15 protein-coding genes, 1 rRNA gene and 1 other annotated feature (1 of these 17 only partly in view) are annotated in these 15,337 nt (G+C 45.8%); all 16 genes read right to left on the bottom strand.

Annotated elements, in window-relative coordinates; genetic code table 11:
• Positions 1–24: 24 nt before the first annotated feature.
• Entirely contained in the window at positions 25–537 is a 513-nt protein-coding gene (rae1, locus tag M1D59_RS00595; RefSeq protein ID WP_020449848.1) for a ribosome-dependent mRNA decay endonuclease Rae1/YacP, read from the bottom strand.
• A gap of 5 nt (positions 538–542) precedes the next feature.
• A complete protein-coding gene (gene rlmB / locus M1D59_RS00590) occupies positions 543–1,292 on the bottom strand; it encodes a 23S rRNA (guanosine(2251)-2'-O)-methyltransferase RlmB (RefSeq protein WP_023855918.1) in 750 nt (249 codons plus the stop codon).
• On the bottom strand, positions 1,289–1,705 hold the full coding sequence (locus M1D59_RS00585) for a Mini-ribonuclease 3 (RefSeq protein ID WP_026578984.1): 417 nt from the start codon (positions 1,703–1,705) through the stop codon (positions 1,289–1,291). Before M1D59_RS00585 ends, rlmB begins: the two co-directional genes overlap by 4 nt.
• A gap of 2 nt (positions 1,706–1,707) precedes the next feature.
• Positions 1,708–3,111, bottom strand: coding sequence for a cysteine--tRNA ligase (gene cysS, locus M1D59_RS00580; protein WP_035337469.1), 1,404 nt, complete (start codon positions 3,109–3,111; stop codon positions 1,708–1,710).
• Positions 3,108–3,758 carry a serine O-acetyltransferase gene (cysE, locus tag M1D59_RS00575; protein ID WP_020449844.1) on the bottom strand — a complete coding sequence of 217 codons (651 nt, stop codon included), beginning with the start codon at positions 3,756–3,758 and terminating at the stop codon, positions 3,108–3,110. The genes cysS and cysE overlap by 4 nt, the downstream gene beginning before the upstream one ends.
• Before the next feature lie 74 nt (positions 3,759–3,832).
• Positions 3,833–4,063, bottom strand: a binding site (T-box leader).
• Positions 4,064–5,521 (bottom strand): glutamate--tRNA ligase, encoded by a 1,458-nt coding sequence (gene gltX / locus M1D59_RS00570; RefSeq protein WP_023855922.1) that lies wholly within the window; start codon positions 5,519–5,521, stop codon positions 4,064–4,066.
• A gap of 81 nt (positions 5,522–5,602) precedes the next feature.
• Positions 5,603–6,079: a 2-C-methyl-D-erythritol 2,4-cyclodiphosphate synthase gene (gene ispF, locus M1D59_RS00565; RefSeq protein WP_020449842.1), complete on the bottom strand. Its 477-nt coding sequence runs from the start codon at positions 6,077–6,079 to the stop codon at positions 5,603–5,605.
• Positions 6,072–6,767 carry a 2-C-methyl-D-erythritol 4-phosphate cytidylyltransferase gene (gene ispD, locus M1D59_RS00560; protein ID WP_020449841.1) on the bottom strand — a complete coding sequence of 232 codons (696 nt, stop codon included), beginning with the start codon at positions 6,765–6,767 and terminating at the stop codon, positions 6,072–6,074. The genes ispF and ispD overlap by 8 nt, the downstream gene beginning before the upstream one ends.
• A gap of 16 nt (positions 6,768–6,783) precedes the next feature.
• Positions 6,784–7,872 (bottom strand): PIN/TRAM domain-containing protein, encoded by a 1,089-nt coding sequence (locus M1D59_RS00555; protein WP_009330350.1) that lies wholly within the window; start codon positions 7,870–7,872, stop codon positions 6,784–6,786.
• A 131-nt stretch (positions 7,873–8,003) separates the two neighbouring features.
• Complete coding sequence (gene disA, locus M1D59_RS00550) at positions 8,004–9,080, bottom strand: DNA integrity scanning diadenylate cyclase DisA (RefSeq protein WP_458117711.1); 1,077 nt, start codon at positions 9,078–9,080, stop codon at positions 8,004–8,006.
• A gap of 3 nt (positions 9,081–9,083) precedes the next feature.
• Entirely contained in the window at positions 9,084–10,463 is a 1,380-nt protein-coding gene (radA, locus tag M1D59_RS00545) for a DNA repair protein RadA (protein WP_020449839.1), read from the bottom strand.
• Positions 10,464–10,542: 79 nt separating this feature from the next.
• Positions 10,543–12,975 (bottom strand): ATP-dependent protease ATP-binding subunit ClpC, encoded by a 2,433-nt coding sequence (clpC, locus tag M1D59_RS00540; protein WP_020449838.1) that lies wholly within the window; start codon positions 12,973–12,975, stop codon positions 10,543–10,545.
• The gene (locus tag M1D59_RS00535) at positions 12,972–14,063 is read right to left on the bottom strand and encodes a protein arginine kinase (protein WP_023855926.1); all 1,092 of its coding nucleotides are present in this window, start codon (positions 14,061–14,063) and stop codon (positions 12,972–12,974) included. Before M1D59_RS00535 ends, clpC begins: the two co-directional genes overlap by 4 nt.
• Positions 14,063–14,617 (bottom strand): UvrB/UvrC motif-containing protein, encoded by a 555-nt coding sequence (locus M1D59_RS00530; protein ID WP_003178271.1) that lies wholly within the window; start codon positions 14,615–14,617, stop codon positions 14,063–14,065. Before M1D59_RS00530 ends, M1D59_RS00535 begins: the two co-directional genes overlap by 1 nt.
• A 14-nt stretch (positions 14,618–14,631) precedes the next feature.
• Positions 14,632–15,096, bottom strand: coding sequence for a CtsR family transcriptional regulator (locus M1D59_RS00525; protein WP_020449835.1), 465 nt, complete (start codon positions 15,094–15,096; stop codon positions 14,632–14,634).
• 175 nt (positions 15,097–15,271) lie between these two features.
• A 5S ribosomal RNA gene (rrf, locus tag M1D59_RS00520) occupies positions 15,272–15,337 on the bottom strand (it continues 50 nt past the right edge of the window).

Below are 15,337 nucleotides of genomic sequence, written 5' to 3'. Positions count from 1 at the left end.
AGTAATGGACAAAAAAGCGTCAACCTAATCCAAGTCGCCACGCCGCCATTTTTCGAAGATCTTCAAGACGTCTTCTGACAATGGAATTTTCCCCGCGGGACGTTCTGAGGTGATTTGTTTCACCCTTTTTTCGATTTGCCTTTCGATCGCTTCGACTTCCCTGAGCAGCTCCCTGGCTGATTTACGCAGGGCCCCTTGGCCGAAAATCGCCCATTGCTCTGTGTAGTCAGATGTGGCAACATGGAGTTGCGTCTGAATATTATTCAAGTCTGACACCAGTTTTTCGATCCGTTCATCAGCCGTTTCATTTTCCCTTGTAAATATCACTTCTACGCGATGATTGACCTTCTTTTTCTCGATTCCTTTAACGAGATGCGCATCAAAGACAACGATTACCCGGAACCCAGTATACGATTGATATTCCGCCATCTTCTGTATCAACAGATCCCTTGCTTCTTCAAAACTGTTTTCTTTTAAATCTTTCAACTGAGGCCATGCCCCAATCATGTTATAACCGTCGACCAACAGGATGTCCATTCCGTCTATTCTCCCAGAGGGCTTCGTTTCCGGTACACTTCATACATCAGGAGGCCGGCTGCGACTGAGGCGTTCAGGGACGTAACTTTTCCCGCCATCGGCAGGCGGATGAGAAAATCACATTTCTCTTTTACAAGCCTTCCCATGCCTTTTCCTTCACTGCCGATGACAAGCGCAAGCGGCATATTTCCATCAAGTGACCTGTAGTCCTGTTTTCCAGACGCATCGGTACCGACTACCCAAATGCCCCGTTGCTTCATTTCTTCCAGGGTTCGCGACAGGTTGGTCACTTTGACGACCGGAATATGTTCGATGGCTCCTGTCGAGGCTTTGGCGACAGTCGTCGTAAGGCCGACCGCGCGCCTCTTCGGGATGATGATGCCATGAGCCCCAACCGCATCTGCGGTGCGCATAATAGAGCCCAGATTGTGCGGATCCTCAATCTCGTCTAAAACGAGGATAAACGGCTGTTCATTTCTGTCTTCGGCCTTTTGAAAAAGATCATCCAGTTCGGCATACTCGTAAGCCGCGACCTGAGCGACGACGCCTTGATGCTGTCCGGAAACCATTTGATCGAGTTTTTTTCTTGGGACATAATGAATCGTGATGCCTTTTTTGGCGGCAAGTTCAACGACTTGCTGAGCCTGTCCCTTCACTGTGTTTTCCGCCATCCACAGCTTATACAATTCCCGGCCTGACTTTAATGTTTCGATGACCGCGTTTTTTCCTATGACGTAATCATGCTGCTCACTCATTTGACTTCCTCCCTGCCATCCCGTTTTTCCAGTGCTGCTTTGATGAGTTCATTAAGCCTATCTTCCCTGTTCTCAAGAAAAAGATACCCGATGACCGCCTCAAAAGCCGTACTGTAACGATATGTTTGAACATCCGTATTTTTCGGTACCGTTCCGGATTTGGCATTCCGTCCTCTTCTCAGCACAGCCTGTTCTTCCTCGGTGAAAAATTCCTGCTCCTCTAGCGCAAACAGCATGCTTGCCTGCGACTTGGCAGAGACATAGCGCCTCGACTGCCTGTGCAGATCATTGGGCCTTGTCCTGCCTTGCTTTAAGAGGTGATGCCTGACGTATACCTCTAATACGGCATCACCCATGTAAGCAAGCGCCAAACCATTCAGCTGTTTGGCGTCTTTAATGGTTTCCAAATTCATGTTTACGATTCTCCTCTTTTCCAGCGTGTACCCTGTGGAGTGTCCTCCAGGATAATGTTCATGCTTTTCAGCTGGTCGCGAATCTGGTCAGATGTTGCGAAGTCACGGTTTCTGCGGGCTTCATTCCGCTTCTCGATCAGTTCTTCAATGTCCTTATCCAAAAGTTCCTGTTCCTTGAGGGAGAAGCCGAGAACTGAGCAGATCTCGTCAAACAGCTGTAGAAATGCCTGAATGACATGTTCTGAAGTATTCTTTTCCTGCAGATAGTAGTTGGCGTGTTTGGCCAGATCAAACAGGACGGAAATTGCATTCGCTGTATTAAAATCATCATCCATTGCCGTTTCAAAGGCTTTTCGCTGCTCTTCAATTTTTCCAAGCCATTCTGAATCGCCCTCTGTTAAATTTGTACTGCTTTTCAGGCGATACTGCAAATTGCTATAAGCTGTTTTTAGACGACCAAAAGCATTTTTTGTGTTTTCAAGAAGTTCGACCGAATAGTTGATCGGATGTCTGTAATGAACAGACAGCATGAAAAACCGCAGCACTTGGGGATCATGCTCTTTAATAATGTCATGCACAAGCACAAAGTTACCGAGCGATTTTGACATTTTCTCATTATCGATATTAATGTAGCCGTTATGAAGCCAATATTTCGCGAAAGGCTTCCCTGTCAATGCTTCCGATTGGGCAATTTCGTTTTCGTGATGCGGGAAGGTCAAATCCTGGCCGCCGGCGTGAATGTCGATCGAATCGCCCAAATATTTTTTCGCCATCGCAGAGCACTCGATATGCCAGCCGGGACGGCCTTTTCCCCAAGGGCTATCCCAGGAGATTTCGTTATCTTTCGCCGCTTTCCATAATGCGAAATCGAGCGCATCTTCTTTTTTCTCGCCCACTTGAATCCGGGCGCCTGATCTCAGCTCATCGACTGATTGATGCGACAGCTTTCCATAACCTTCAAACGATCTTGTTTTATAATAAACATCCCCGTCTGCCTCATAAGCATAGCCCTTATCGATCAGCGTTCGAATAAAATCGATGATTTCATCCATGTTTTCAGTGACGCGCGGATGGCAATCCGCTTTTGTGCAGCCCAGTGAACCGACATCTTCGAAGTACGCCTTAATAAAGCGTTCGGCGATGACCGGCACTTCCTCTCCAAGCTCATTTGCCGCTTTAATTAATTTGTCATCGACATCTGTAAAATTGGAGACGTATTGGACGTCATAGCCTTTATACTCCAAATACTTTCTGACCGTGTCATAGACGATCGCCGGCCTCGCGTTTCCGATGTGAATGTAGTTATATACGGTCGGCCCGCACACATACATTTTGACCTTGCCTTCTTCAAGAGGCACAAACGGCTCTTTTTTTCGTGTGAGAGTATTATACAGTGTTAGTGTCACAGCTCATCTTCCCTTTCTTTTCTCCGGAGCTCTTGTTTCAGCTGCCTGATTTCGTTTTCCAATTCTCTGAAGCGGTCAGCCACCGGATCCGGCAAGTCCTGGTGGTTCAAGTCGCGTCTGATTTTCTTTCCGTTTTGTACGACGACGCGGCCCGGGATGCCGACAACGGTGGAGCATTCAGGCACATCATGCAGGACGACGGAGCCGGCGCCGATTTTCGCCCCTCTTCCGATTGTAATGGACCCAAGCACTTTTGCCCCTGTTGAGATCAGGGCATGGTCCTCGATTGTCGGATGCCTTTTGCCTTTTTCTTTTCCAGTTCCTCCTAGCGTTACGCCCTGAAAAACCGTGACATTGTTTCCGATCTCACAGGTTTCGCCGATCACAACCCCCATGCCGTGATCGATGAAAAACCTCCTGCCGATCTTGGCACCCGGGTGAATTTCGATTCCTGTAAAGAAGCGGGCGATTTGAGAGATCGTTCTGGCGATGAAAAACCTTTTTCTTTTATATAAAGCATGTGCAATTCGATGCGCCCATATAGCATGCAAACCTGAATAAGTTAAGATGACTTCAATGTAGCTTCTCGCAGCTGGATCTTGATCAAATACGACGTCTACATCTTCTTTCAGCATTTTAAAGAACACATGATTCCCCCCGTTCCCCGCTTCCTTTGTCTCTATCTATTGTCAAACCATATAAAAAAACGCCTCTGTCTAATGACAGAGACGCTTTTTGACGCGCGGTTCCACTCTGTTTAGAAAACAGCACAGCTGTTTTCTCAACTCTCATCCATAACGGCGGATACCGCCTTTGAATACTTGTGTAAAAACGTTCTTCAAAGGTCTCAAGAGGTGCATTTCTAAAGCCCGGCGCTTAAGTCTTTTCCAGCCGATGAAGACTCTCTCTTTAAAGGCCCTGGCTTTATACTTATCCCTGTCAACGATTTATCTTATTGAATAATGTTATTCAGCCGTTTTAAAACGGTGTCTTTCCCCAATAATTCAATGGACTGAGGCAGTTCAGGACCATGGGTCTGGCCTGTCGTCGCTACGCGGATCGGCATAAACAGCTTTTTCCCTTTATGTCCTGTTTCTTTTTGAACGGCTTTGATGGATGCCTTGATCTCATCTGCCGTAAACGAGTCAAGCTGCTCAAGCTTTTCGGCAAATACGCGAAGCACTTCCGGAACCTGCTCTTCTTCTAAAACGGTTCTTGCTTCACGATTATACTGGATATCGTCTTTAAAGAACAACTCTGTTAACTCGACGATTTCAGCGCCGTAGCTCAACTGTTCCTGATATAGAGAAATCAGCTTGCGAACCCATTCCTGTTCGCTGCCAGTTAGCTCTTCTGAAACCTTGCCCGCTTTTTGCAAATGCGGAACGGTCAATTCGATCACCTGATCAAGATCAAGTTTTTTCACATACTGGTTGTTGACCCATTTCAGTTTATGCGTATCAAACACCGCTGGTGATTTTGACAAACGGTGTACATCAAATATCTCAATAAACTGTTCTTTTGTAAACAGTTCTTCTTCTCCGACCGGCGACCAGCCGAGAAGAGTGATGAAGTTAAACAATGCTTCCGGCAAATAGCCGAGCTCTTCGTACTGTTCGATAAACTGAATGATGGACTCATCCCGTTTGCTCAGTTTTTTGCGGTTTTCATTGACGATTAATGTCATATGTCCAAATGCCGGGATGTCCCAGCCAAGGGCGTTGTAAATCATGATCTGCTTCGGCGTATTGGAAATGTGGTCTTCGCCGCGCAGGACATGCGTCATTTTCATTAAATAGTCATCGACAGCTACGGCAAAGTTGTAAGTAGGCGTTCCGTCTTTCTTCACGATAACGAAGTCGCCGATGCCGTCTGTTTCAAAAGAAATTTCTCCTTTGACGATGTCATTGAAGCTGATGACTTCTCCTTGAGGGACTTTAAAGCGGATGCTCGGCTGTCTTCCTTCAGCTTCGAGCTTTTCCTGCTCTTCTTTAGTTAAATTGCGGCACTTGCCTGAGTAGCGCGGCATTTCTCCGCGGGCAGCCTGTTCCTCGCGCTCTTTCTCAAGCTCTTCTTCCGTGCAGTAACATTTGTAGGCAAGCCCTTTTTCAAGAAGCTCCTCGTAATATGTTTTGTAAATGTCGTTTCTTTCGGATTGGCGGTATGGTCCGTATTCTCCGCCGACATCCACGCTTTCATCCCAGTCGATGCCCAGCCATTTTAAATAGTTCAGCTGGCTTTGCTCTCCACCTTCAATGTTACGCTTCCGGTCCGTATCTTCAATGCGGATGATGAATTTTCCGCCTTGGCTCCGGGCAAACAAATAATTAAAGAGAGCGGTTCTGGCATTTCCGATATGTAAATGGCCTGTTGGGCTCGGCGCATAACGAACCCGAACTTCGTTTCCCATCTGTCTAACTTCCTTTCGTCTCTAACAGAGTTCAAATTTATTTCCTATTCTATCATCAAATGAACCTGTCTTCAAAATGAATTATACCTTTTGGAGCAGAACGGAAGCCTGAGCGGCGATTCCTTCGGCTCTTCCCGTAAATCCAAGCTTTTCGGTTGTGGTCGCTTTTACGTTAATTTGGGACATTTCCGCCTCAAGCCCTTCGGCAATTCTGGCTCTCATGTCTTCGATATACGGCGCCATTTTAGGCTTTTGGGCGATGATTGTACAATCCAGGTTCCCGAGCGTATAGCCTTTTTCCTTCACAATCATCCAGACGTGACGAAGGAGTTTGAAGGAGTCGGCATCTTTGAACTCAGGGTCGGTATCCGGAAAGTGTTTTCCGATATCGCCCTCGCCGACGGCGCCGAGACACGCATCTGCAATCGTGTGCAAAAGCACATCGGCATCCGAATGTCCGAGCAGGCCTTTTTCGTAAGGAATCGTAATTCCCCCGATAATGAGCGGCCTGCCTTCCACTAGTTGATGGACGTCAAATCCTTGGCCTATTCTAAACATGTTCATTCCTCTTTTCCGCTTCTAATATCGCTTCTGCGACAAGCAAGTCATCCGGGGTCGTCAGTTTGATGTTTTGATAATCCCCTTGAATGATTGCAACCGTACCTCCGGCTTCCTCGACCAGACTGGCGTCGTCCGTACCGAGGAAACCTTTTGTTTCAGCCTCAAGGTGAGCATTCATCAGAATAGAAAGACGAAAAGCTTGTGGGGTTTGAGCGGCCCACAAGCTTGAACGTTCAATCGTTCCGGCTACTTCACCGTCTTGAACGCGTTTGATCGTGTCTTTAACAGGTACGGCAACGATAGCAGCCCCTGTTTCCTTCGCTTTCTCGACAAGCTGTTCGATATATTCCCGTTTAATAAAGGGTCTTGCTCCGTCATGGACGAGGACCGTTTCCTCTTTGCCGGCCGCTTTAATACCCGCAAATACGCTTTGCTGGCGTTCTCTTCCGCCCGGAACCATCTCGATCGGAGTTGTAAAATGATAGGTTTTTAAAAGGGTGCTGAATTCACCGAATTCCTGTTCATTGATGACAAGAATGATCCTTTTGCAGGCATCATGGTTTTCAAACACCTTTAATGTATGAATAATCACAGGAATTCCTTTCGCCTCGATAAACAGTTTGTTTTTCCCGGCATTCATTCGTTTACCTTGTCCGGCGGCAGGAATGACGACTTCGTAATTCATTTTATTTCTCCCTTTTTCAAAGCGCCTTTTCCAGCAGTTTTGGCTTGGCGAATATCATTCTGCCTGCCGCTGTCTGCAGCACGCTGGTCACGAGCACGTCGATATGTTTGCCGATATAATTCCGCCCTTCTTCCACGACAATCATAGTGCCGTCGTCCAGATAAGCCACGCCCTGATTATGTTCTTTCCCGTCTTTGATGACCTGCACCTTCATTTCTTCTCCCGGAAGCACGACAGGTTTGACGGCGTTGGCAAGGTCGTTGATGTTCAATACGGCAACCTTTTGGAGCTCGCATACTTTGTTCAAATTGAAATCGTTGGTAACGACAACGCCTGAGGTCAATTTCGCCAGTTTGACAAGCTTGCTGTCGACCTCTTGAATATCTTCAAAATCGCCTTCATAAATTTCAACTTTGATATCGAGCTCTTTCTGGATCCGATTTAAAATATCCAGTCCTCTCCGTCCTCTGTTTCGTTTGAGGACGTCTGAAGAGTCGGCGATATGCTGCAGCTCCTCAAGCACAAACTGAGGAATCACAATGACGCCTTCAAGAAATCCGGTCTGACAAATATCAGCAATTCTCCCATCTATAATAACACTTGTGTCTAAAATTTTCAGCTTTTTGTCTTCTTCAGGACGCTCTTCCTCAGCAGAACCTTTTTTCTTTCTCGATGTGAAAAGTGTCAGCATTTCATCCTTCTTCTTGAAACCTACACGGAATCCGAGATAGCCGAGAAATGCGGCCAACACAATCGGAATGACCGTGCTGATCAACTGATAAGGGATGTCTTTTAACGGAATGACATTGACGATAAGATAAGCGAGCATAAGTCCGAAGATTAATCCCAAAGAGCCGAACAATAAATCTGAGACAGGTGCTTTGATCAAGGAATCCTCAATTTGTTTCACCCAGTTGATGACATGATCCGCACACCAGATGCCCAGAAGAAAAAAGATGATAGCTCCTAAACAAGCGGACGCATACGGGTTTGTTACTAAAGGTATGTCCTGTACATTTAACAGCACAAACAATTCCGGTATGAGAAAAATACCGATAACGCCTCCCAAAATCGCAAAGAACGCTTGAACTATTCGTTTCAACATACCTTCACCTCCTTTAAAATAATCGTTTTAATTTTTATGAATGCAGCTGTTTCAACCGGAAAAAGGGAAAACAAAAAGTAAGAATAATATACCCATAAATTGCAAATTTTAATCACTTTTAGAAATTTTTCTCACAGCTGCCTGTCAGTATAATGTTTCTCCTGAAGTCTCTTTAACCCTTTCTTTATCTTTTGGGCACGGGCCGCCCCAATTCCTTCCACTTCATCCAATTCTTTTACATCCGCTTCGATAATAAGCTTTAAATGGCCGAATGCTTCGACAACATTTTCTACGATCGGCATCGGGAGACGGGGGATTTTGTGAAGGAGCCTGTAGCCTCTCGGGAAAACGTATTCCTCCATATTCGTAGTTGCAGAATAGCCTAAAAGCTTAAGGAGAATCGAGTCATCCAGCAATTCGAAACTCGACATATCCTGTAGCTGCTTCAGCAGGACAAACGGGTCTTTGATTTTTTCTTTCACATAATCTTTAACGAACAGCGCCGCTTCCTGCTCCATATCAGTGATCAGTTCACTAACCTGGAGCCTGATGAGATGGCCTTCTGTTCCAAGCTCTTTAATATACATATTAATTTCATTTTTGATTCTGAGCACCATTTCATATCGATGCAGAACAGAGATGACATCCCCAAATGTCACAAGCTCTTCAAACTCCAGCGCATTCAAATTGGAAATCGCATGGTCCAAAATGAGTTTGTATTTTTCGAGTGTCTGAATCGCCTGATTGGCTTTTGTTAAGATAAAGCCGATATCTTTGAGTATATATTTCATATTTTCCTGATAGAGCGTAATCACATTCCGCCTTTCAGAAATTGCAATGATCAGACAGCCGGTCTGCTTGGCCACACGCTCGGCCGTTCTGTGCCTCATGCCCGTCTCAGAGGATGGTATCGTCGCCTCAGGCATAAGCTGCGTATTGGCATATAGAATTTTCTGCCCTGAATCACTGAGAATAATCGCCCCGTCCATTTTAGCCAGCTCGTACAGATTAGCCGGAGAGAAAGAAGAATTAATGTGGAACCCTCCGTCAACCACTTCTTTCACTTTATCATTGAAGCCGACCACGATTAATCCGCCTGTTTTGGCCCGAAGGACGTTTTCGATTCCCTCGCGAAGAGGTGTGCCGGGGGCGACAAACTGCAATATTTCTGAAAGATCCTGTTTCGCTCCTTTTTTGTCTTTTTCCATATATTATGATCCTCCTAATGAAGCTCGAAGGGCCTCAGCTACATTTTCAACACCGACGACTTCAATTCCTTTCGGCTTTGTCCATCCTTCCACATTTGCAGAAGGAATAATCATTCTTTTAAAACCAAGCTTCGCCGCTTCCTGCACCCTCTGTTCTATCCTTGATACTCTGCGGACTTCCCCTGTCAAGCCGACTTCGCCGATAAAACAATCCGTCGGATGAGGCGGGGTGTCTCTGAAGCTTGAGGCGATGCTCACCGCAACGGCGAGGTCGATCGCCGGCTCGTCCAGCTTGACGCCGCCGGCGACTTTTAAATAGGCGTCTTGATTTTGCAGCAGCAGCCCCACCCTTTTTTCTAAAACCGCCATCAGCAATGAGACTCGGTTATGATCAATTCCGGTTGCCATCCTGCGCGGATTTCCAAAACTCGTCGGGGAAATCAGCGCCTGAATCTCTACTAAGACCGGCCTCGTGCCTTCCATTGAAGCCACGACACTCGAGCCGGCTGCTCCAGCCGAGCGCTCTTCGAGAAAGATCTCCGACGGATTCAGCACTTCTGTCAGGCCCTCTTCCCTCATTTCAAAGATTCCCATTTCATTCGTTGATCCAAACCGGTTTTTGACGGCTCTTAAAATCCGAAATGTATGATGCCGCTCACCTTCAAAATAAAGGACGGTGTCGACCATATGTTCCAGAAGTCTCGGTCCGGCAATCGAACCTTCTTTTGTGACATGCCCGACGATAAATATCGGAATCCCTTTTGTTTTTGCAATTCTCATCAGCTCAGCGGTGCATTCCCTGACCTGGGACACGCTGCCTGGAGCAGATGTAATATCACTTTGGTAAACGGTTTGAATCGAATCAACCACCACGAATGATGGATTCATCTCTTCTATAGAAGACGTAATATACTCCATATCGGTTTCAGATAAAACGTGAAGAGTGGGACTGTTGATGCCTAGACGGTCTGCTCTCAGCTTTGTCTGCTTGACCGATTCTTCACCTGAGATGTACAGGACATTTTCTTTTGAATCAGCGAGCTGGGCAGATACTTGAAGCAGCAAGGTTGATTTCCCGATGCCGGGATCGCCTCCGATTAAAACGAGTGAACCTTTGACAATACCGTTTCCCAAGACGCGGTTGAATTCGCCCAGTTTCGTTTTAATTCGCGGCTCTTCTGTTGTTTCGATTGAAGTGAGAGGTGAAGGCTTTTGCACCGTTTGAACGGAATGTGAAAAAGCGGTTCTTCTGTTGGCGGCGGGTTTTTTTATCGTTTCTTCCACCATGGTATTCCATGTGCCGCATCCGGGGCACTTCCCCATCCACTTGGCGGATTCGTAACCGCATGAGTGACAAATGAATTTAGTCTTTGTTTTAGCCATTGATTTTTCAAAACGCTCCCTTTATAAGAAAGTGAGGCATACTGATGAACATCGTATGCCTCTTTCTTTTGTCTCTATATTAGTTCGTTTTAGCTTCGGTTTTTACGACAAATTCTCCGCCTTCTACATCCAAAACAATATGCTGGCCTTTTTCAATATGGCCTTTCAGGAGCTCTTCAGACAGCCGGTCCTCCACGTGTTTTTGGATTGCTCTTCTGAGAGGGCGCGCCCCGTATTCGAGATCCACGCCTTCATCGGCAATTTTTTCTTTAGCCGCTTCAGTCAGCTCAATTGACAGATCCTGTTCTTTCAGACGCTTAGTTAATTGTTCTGACATGAGGGATACAATATCTTTCAAATGTTTTTTCTCCAAAGAGTGGAAGACGATAATCTCATCAATCCGGTTGATAAATTCAGGTCTGAAGGCGCGTTTTAATTCGCCCATGACTTTGTCTTTCATATCTTTATAATTCTGGGTTTCATCCTGCACATTAAACCCGACGTATTTATTTCTTCTCAGTTCGCTCGCACCGACGTTTGATGTCATGATCAAAATCGTATTTCTAAAGTCGACCGTGCGCCCTTTTGAATCAGTCAGGCGACCGTCTTCAAGCACTTGCAGCAAAATATTGAAGACATCAGGGTGCGCTTTTTCGATTTCGTCAAGCAAGACGACGGAATACGGTTTTCTTCTCACTTTTTCAGTGAGCTGTCCGCCTTCATCATAGCCGACATATCCCGGAGGGGAACCGACGAGTCTTGATGTTGAATGTTTTTCCATATACTCGGACATATCGATGCGAATCATGGCTTCTTCATCGCCGAAAATGGACTCGGCAAGTGCACGGGCAAGCTCCGTTTTTCCTACGCCTGTAGGGCCGAGGAAAATAAACGAACCGATAGGACGTTTTGGATCTTTTAAGCCGGCACGTGCGCGTCTGACTGCTTTGGCAACCGCAACGACAGCCTCATCTTGGCCGATAACGCGGGAATGAAGAATGCTCTCCATGTTCAGTAATTTGTCTGTTTCAGTCTGCGCAATTTTCGAAACCGGCACTCCGGTCCAGCTTGAAACAACCATTGCAATATCGTCGACGGTCACTTCTGAATTTTCCTGTCCCTGCTTTTCTTTCCAGGTTTTTTTGGTTTCTTCGACCTGTTCGCGCAGGCGCTGCTCCGTATCCCGTAATGACGCTGCTTTTTCGAATTCCTGGCTTTGGACAGCGGCATCTTTTTCTTTCCTTACCTCATCAAGCTTTTGTTCAAGCTCTTTTAAGTTCGGAGGCGTTGTAAATGAACGCAGGCGAACCTTTGAACCGGCTTCATCGATTAAGTCGATCGCCTTGTCAGGCAGAAAACGGTCCGAAATATACCGGTCTGACAGCTTCACAGCCGCTTCGATCGCTTCATCCGTAATCGATACGCGGTGGTGGGCTTCATAGCGGTCTCTGAGACCTCTCAATATTTGAATGCTCTCTTCAGGAGACGGCTGGTCAACCTGAATCGGCTGAAAACGCCGTTCGAGTGCAGCATCTTTTTCAATGTATTTGCGGTATTCATCAAGGGTTGTCGCTCCGATGCATTGCAGCTCTCCGCGCGCCAGCGACGGTTTAAGGATATTGGAGGCATCGATGGCCCCTTCCGCTCCCCCGGCTCCGATGAGAGTATGCAGCTCATCGATAAAGAGGATGATATTTCCCGCTTGACGAATTTCGTCCATCACTTTTTTCAGGCGGTCTTCAAATTCACCGCGGTATTTCGTACCGGCAACAACCGTTCCCATATCAAGCGTCATAACTCGCTTATCGCGGAGAATCTCCGGTACTTCGTTATTGATGATCTGCTGGGCGAGGCCTTCGGCAATCGCTGTCTTACCGACACCGGGCTCCCCAATTAAGACAGGGTTGTTTTTCGTTCTGCGGCTCAGCACTTCAATTACGCGCTGAATTTCTTTGCTTCTGCCGATTACGGGGTCAAGGCTGTCTTCTTTTGCAATCGCCGTGAGATCCCTGGCAAGACTGTCTAAGGTTGGTGTGTTGGCATTGCTGTTGGCGCCTGAAGCAGCGCCACCGCTCTCATTGCTGCCCAACAGCTGCAATACTTGCTGTCTCGCTTTGTTTAAGCTGACGCCTAAATTATTCAGCACCCTTGCCGCAACACCTTCCCCTTCTCGGATTAAGCCGAGGAGGATGTGTTCAGTTCCAACGTAGGAGTGACCAAGCTTTCTTGCTTCATCCATTGCCAGTTCAGTCACTTTTTTGGCTCTCGGTGTGTAATGGATCGATTGTGACATCTCTTGCCCTCGGCCAATGAGGCTTTCAACTTCTTTTTGAATCTTGTCAGGGCTGAGTCCTAATGCCTGCAGCGCCTTTGCAGCAATCCCTTCTCCCTCGCGGACAAGGCCGAGGAGAATATGTTCTGTTCCAATGTTATTATGGCCCAGACGCAGAGCTTCTTCTTGAGCAAGCGCCAATACTTTTTGTGCTCTTTCTGTGAATCTTCCAAACATCATATCGTTTCATCCTCCTGTCTATTGCCGTTGTTTTCTAATTTCAGACGCTCCCTGATAAGAGCAGCCCGCCTGATGTCCCTCTCGTTTGGCCTTAAGACTCCTCCTGAATATTGCTGGAGAAATCCAGGCTGCGTGAGGATCATCAGCTCATTAAGTATATTGCTGGAAAGACCTTTTATTATCCCCAGGTCAATTCCAAGACGAACGTCTGAAAGACATCTTGCTGTTTCTTTCGATTCGATCATCCGGCAATTGGACAGTACGCCGTAAGATCTGTAGACGCGGTCTTCAAGCTCGATTTGCGAAGTCTGATAAAGCGCCTTTCTTGCTGAACGCTCTTGTTCGATCAACTGAGCAACGACGCTGTTCAGATCTTCGACAATGTCGTGTTCCGATTTACCGAGGGTAATTTGGTTGGAAATTTGAAAGATATTCCCTAATGCTTCGCTGCCTTCACCGTAAATTCCTCTAACAACAAGCCCCAATTGATTAATTGCCGGAATAATTCTGTTTATTTGTCTAGTTAACACTAAAGCAGGAAGGTGCATCATGACAGAAGCTCTAAGCCCGGTTCCGACATTTGTAGGACAGCTGGTCAAGTAGCCTCTTTGTTCTGAAAAAGCATAGTCAATCCGTTCTTCAATCCAATCGTCCACCTGATTTGCTGCTTTTAATGCTTCTGAAAGCTGAAATCCCGGGAACAGACATTGAATGCGAATATGATCTTCCTCATTCAGCATAATACTCACTTCTTCATTTTCAGAAAGAAGGCATGCGCCAAAGGAAGCTTCCGTCAAATGCGGACTGATCAGATGTTTTTCTACAAGAACCCTTTTTTCCAAAGGCTGCACCTGATCCATTTTCACAAGCTCAAATTTCCCAATACCTGGCACTTCATAGCCTGTGAATTGTTCTTCAAACAATGTAATAATCGCTGAAGCCTCTTCGTTTGAAAAAAGCGTTGGAAAACGAACTTTATCCAAGTTGCGAGCAAGACGGATCCGGCTGCTAAGCACGATGTCACTTTCAGGGCCTTCCTGCCGCATCCAATTGCTTAAAGCATTCTGAATAAAATGCTGCAGTGACATCAGTCCTCCTCCTCCTTGTTTGCATTCAGGTTTTGTTCAAGCGACCTGATCTGGTCTCTAATGTTGGCTGCTTTTTCAAATTCCTCCTGCTGAATTAATTCTTTCAGCTCTTTTTTCAATGCTTCAATTTGTCTTCTTACATGCAGGTTACCGCCGATCCGCTTTGGTATTTTACCGGCATGGACCGTGTTCCCGCTGTGAACTTTCCTTAAAACCGGAGTGATATAGGAATGGAAGGTTTTATAACATTCCGAACATCCAAATCGGCCTGTTTTTCGAAATTCCGGGAATGTCATATTGCATTTTTTGCATCTCAGAACCTGGTCCGGCTGTTGAAAAAGCTGAGCCTCGCTGCTGTTAGTAAAAGACGAGTCAAAATTCAGCAGTCCGGATAATAAATTATGGATGGAAAATCCGCCACTTTCATTCATAGAATATGACTCACTGTTTTCTTTCGCACATTGTTCACAGATATGCATTTCTTTTTTTTCGCCATTAATGACTTTCGTAAAGTGAAAAGTTGCTGGTCTTTCTTTACACTCTTGACATATCACGCTTCTCACCCGCTTTACTTAAATTTAAGTGACGTAAGCATGGCTTTCATCATTCTTGCTCTTAATTCGTCTCGTTCAGGCAAATCAATATATAATACAGAACGATCCATGACACTCACCATCAATTTTGCTTCACTTTTTGTAATGACACCATTTTCTAAAAGCCTTAAAATGATATCGTCTGAAGCAGCCTGGGAGAGCCTTGTATAGATATGATTCATAATGTTGTCAATCAAATCAATTTTATCGTTCATTTTAATTTTAATAATTCGGATATAACCGCCGCCGCCTCTTTTGCTTTCGACGATGTATCCGCGCTCACTCGTAAAACGCGTATTGATCACGTAATTGATCTGAGAAGGAACACACTGAAATTTATCGGCTATTTCGCTCCGTTTAATCTCTAATATTTCTTTCCCGTTCTGTTCTAATATTTGTTTCAAATACTGTTCGATTATGTCAGAAATATTTTTCCCCACTCAGCCCCCTCCTTCACTTGACTTTGACTATATTTGACTTTAACTTTACTATAAGTGGTTTTCGCTTTTTTTTCAACTAATTGCTCTTCGTCCTTTATTATTTCCACTTTTGGCTATCGTAAAACCTTAGGGAACAAGAAAAAAGACCAGCTTATATAAGCTGGTCTTTTTAATCGCTTGGCGGCGTCCTACTCTCACAGGGGGAATCCCCCAACTACCATCGGCGCTGAAGAGCTTAACT

The organism is Bacillus sp. PK6-026, assembly GCF_054161455.1.
This window is presented reverse-complemented; position numbering and strand designations above follow the sequence as displayed.

What these genes read in the sequence shown, in the direction of transcription:
- rae1 (WP_020449848.1), bottom strand. Translation starts at nt 537, where the DNA reads ATGGACATCCTGTTGGTCGACGGTTATAACATGATTGGGGCATGGCCT.
- rlmB (WP_023855918.1), bottom strand. Translation starts at nt 1,292, where the DNA reads ATGAGTGAGCAGCATGATTACGTCATAGGAAAAAACGCGGTCATCGAA.
- M1D59_RS00585 (WP_026578984.1), bottom strand. Translation starts at nt 1,705, where the DNA reads ATGAATTTGGAAACCATTAAAGACGCCAAACAGCTGAATGGTTTGGCG.
- gltX (WP_023855922.1), bottom strand. Translation starts at nt 5,521, where the DNA reads ATGGGAAACGAAGTTCGGGTTCGTTATGCGCCGAGCCCAACAGGCCAT.
- ispF (WP_020449842.1), bottom strand. Translation starts at nt 6,079, where the DNA reads ATGTTTAGAATAGGCCAAGGATTTGACGTCCATCAACTAGTGGAAGGC.
- ispD (WP_020449841.1), bottom strand. Translation starts at nt 6,767, where the DNA reads ATGAATTACGAAGTCGTCATTCCTGCCGCCGGACAAGGTAAACGAATG.
- M1D59_RS00555 (WP_009330350.1), bottom strand. Translation starts at nt 7,872, where the DNA reads ATGTTGAAACGAATAGTTCAAGCGTTCTTTGCGATTTTGGGAGGCGTT.
- disA (WP_458117711.1), bottom strand. Translation starts at nt 9,080, where the DNA reads ATGGAAAAAGACAAAAAAGGAGCGAAACAGGATCTTTCAGAAATATTG.
- radA (WP_020449839.1), bottom strand. Translation starts at nt 10,463, where the DNA reads ATGGCTAAAACAAAGACTAAATTCATTTGTCACTCATGCGGTTACGAA.
- clpC (WP_020449838.1), bottom strand. Translation starts at nt 12,975, where the DNA reads ATGATGTTTGGAAGATTCACAGAAAGAGCACAAAAAGTATTGGCGCTT.
- M1D59_RS00535 (WP_023855926.1), bottom strand. Translation starts at nt 14,063, where the DNA reads ATGTCACTGCAGCATTTTATTCAGAATGCTTTAAGCAATTGGATGCGG.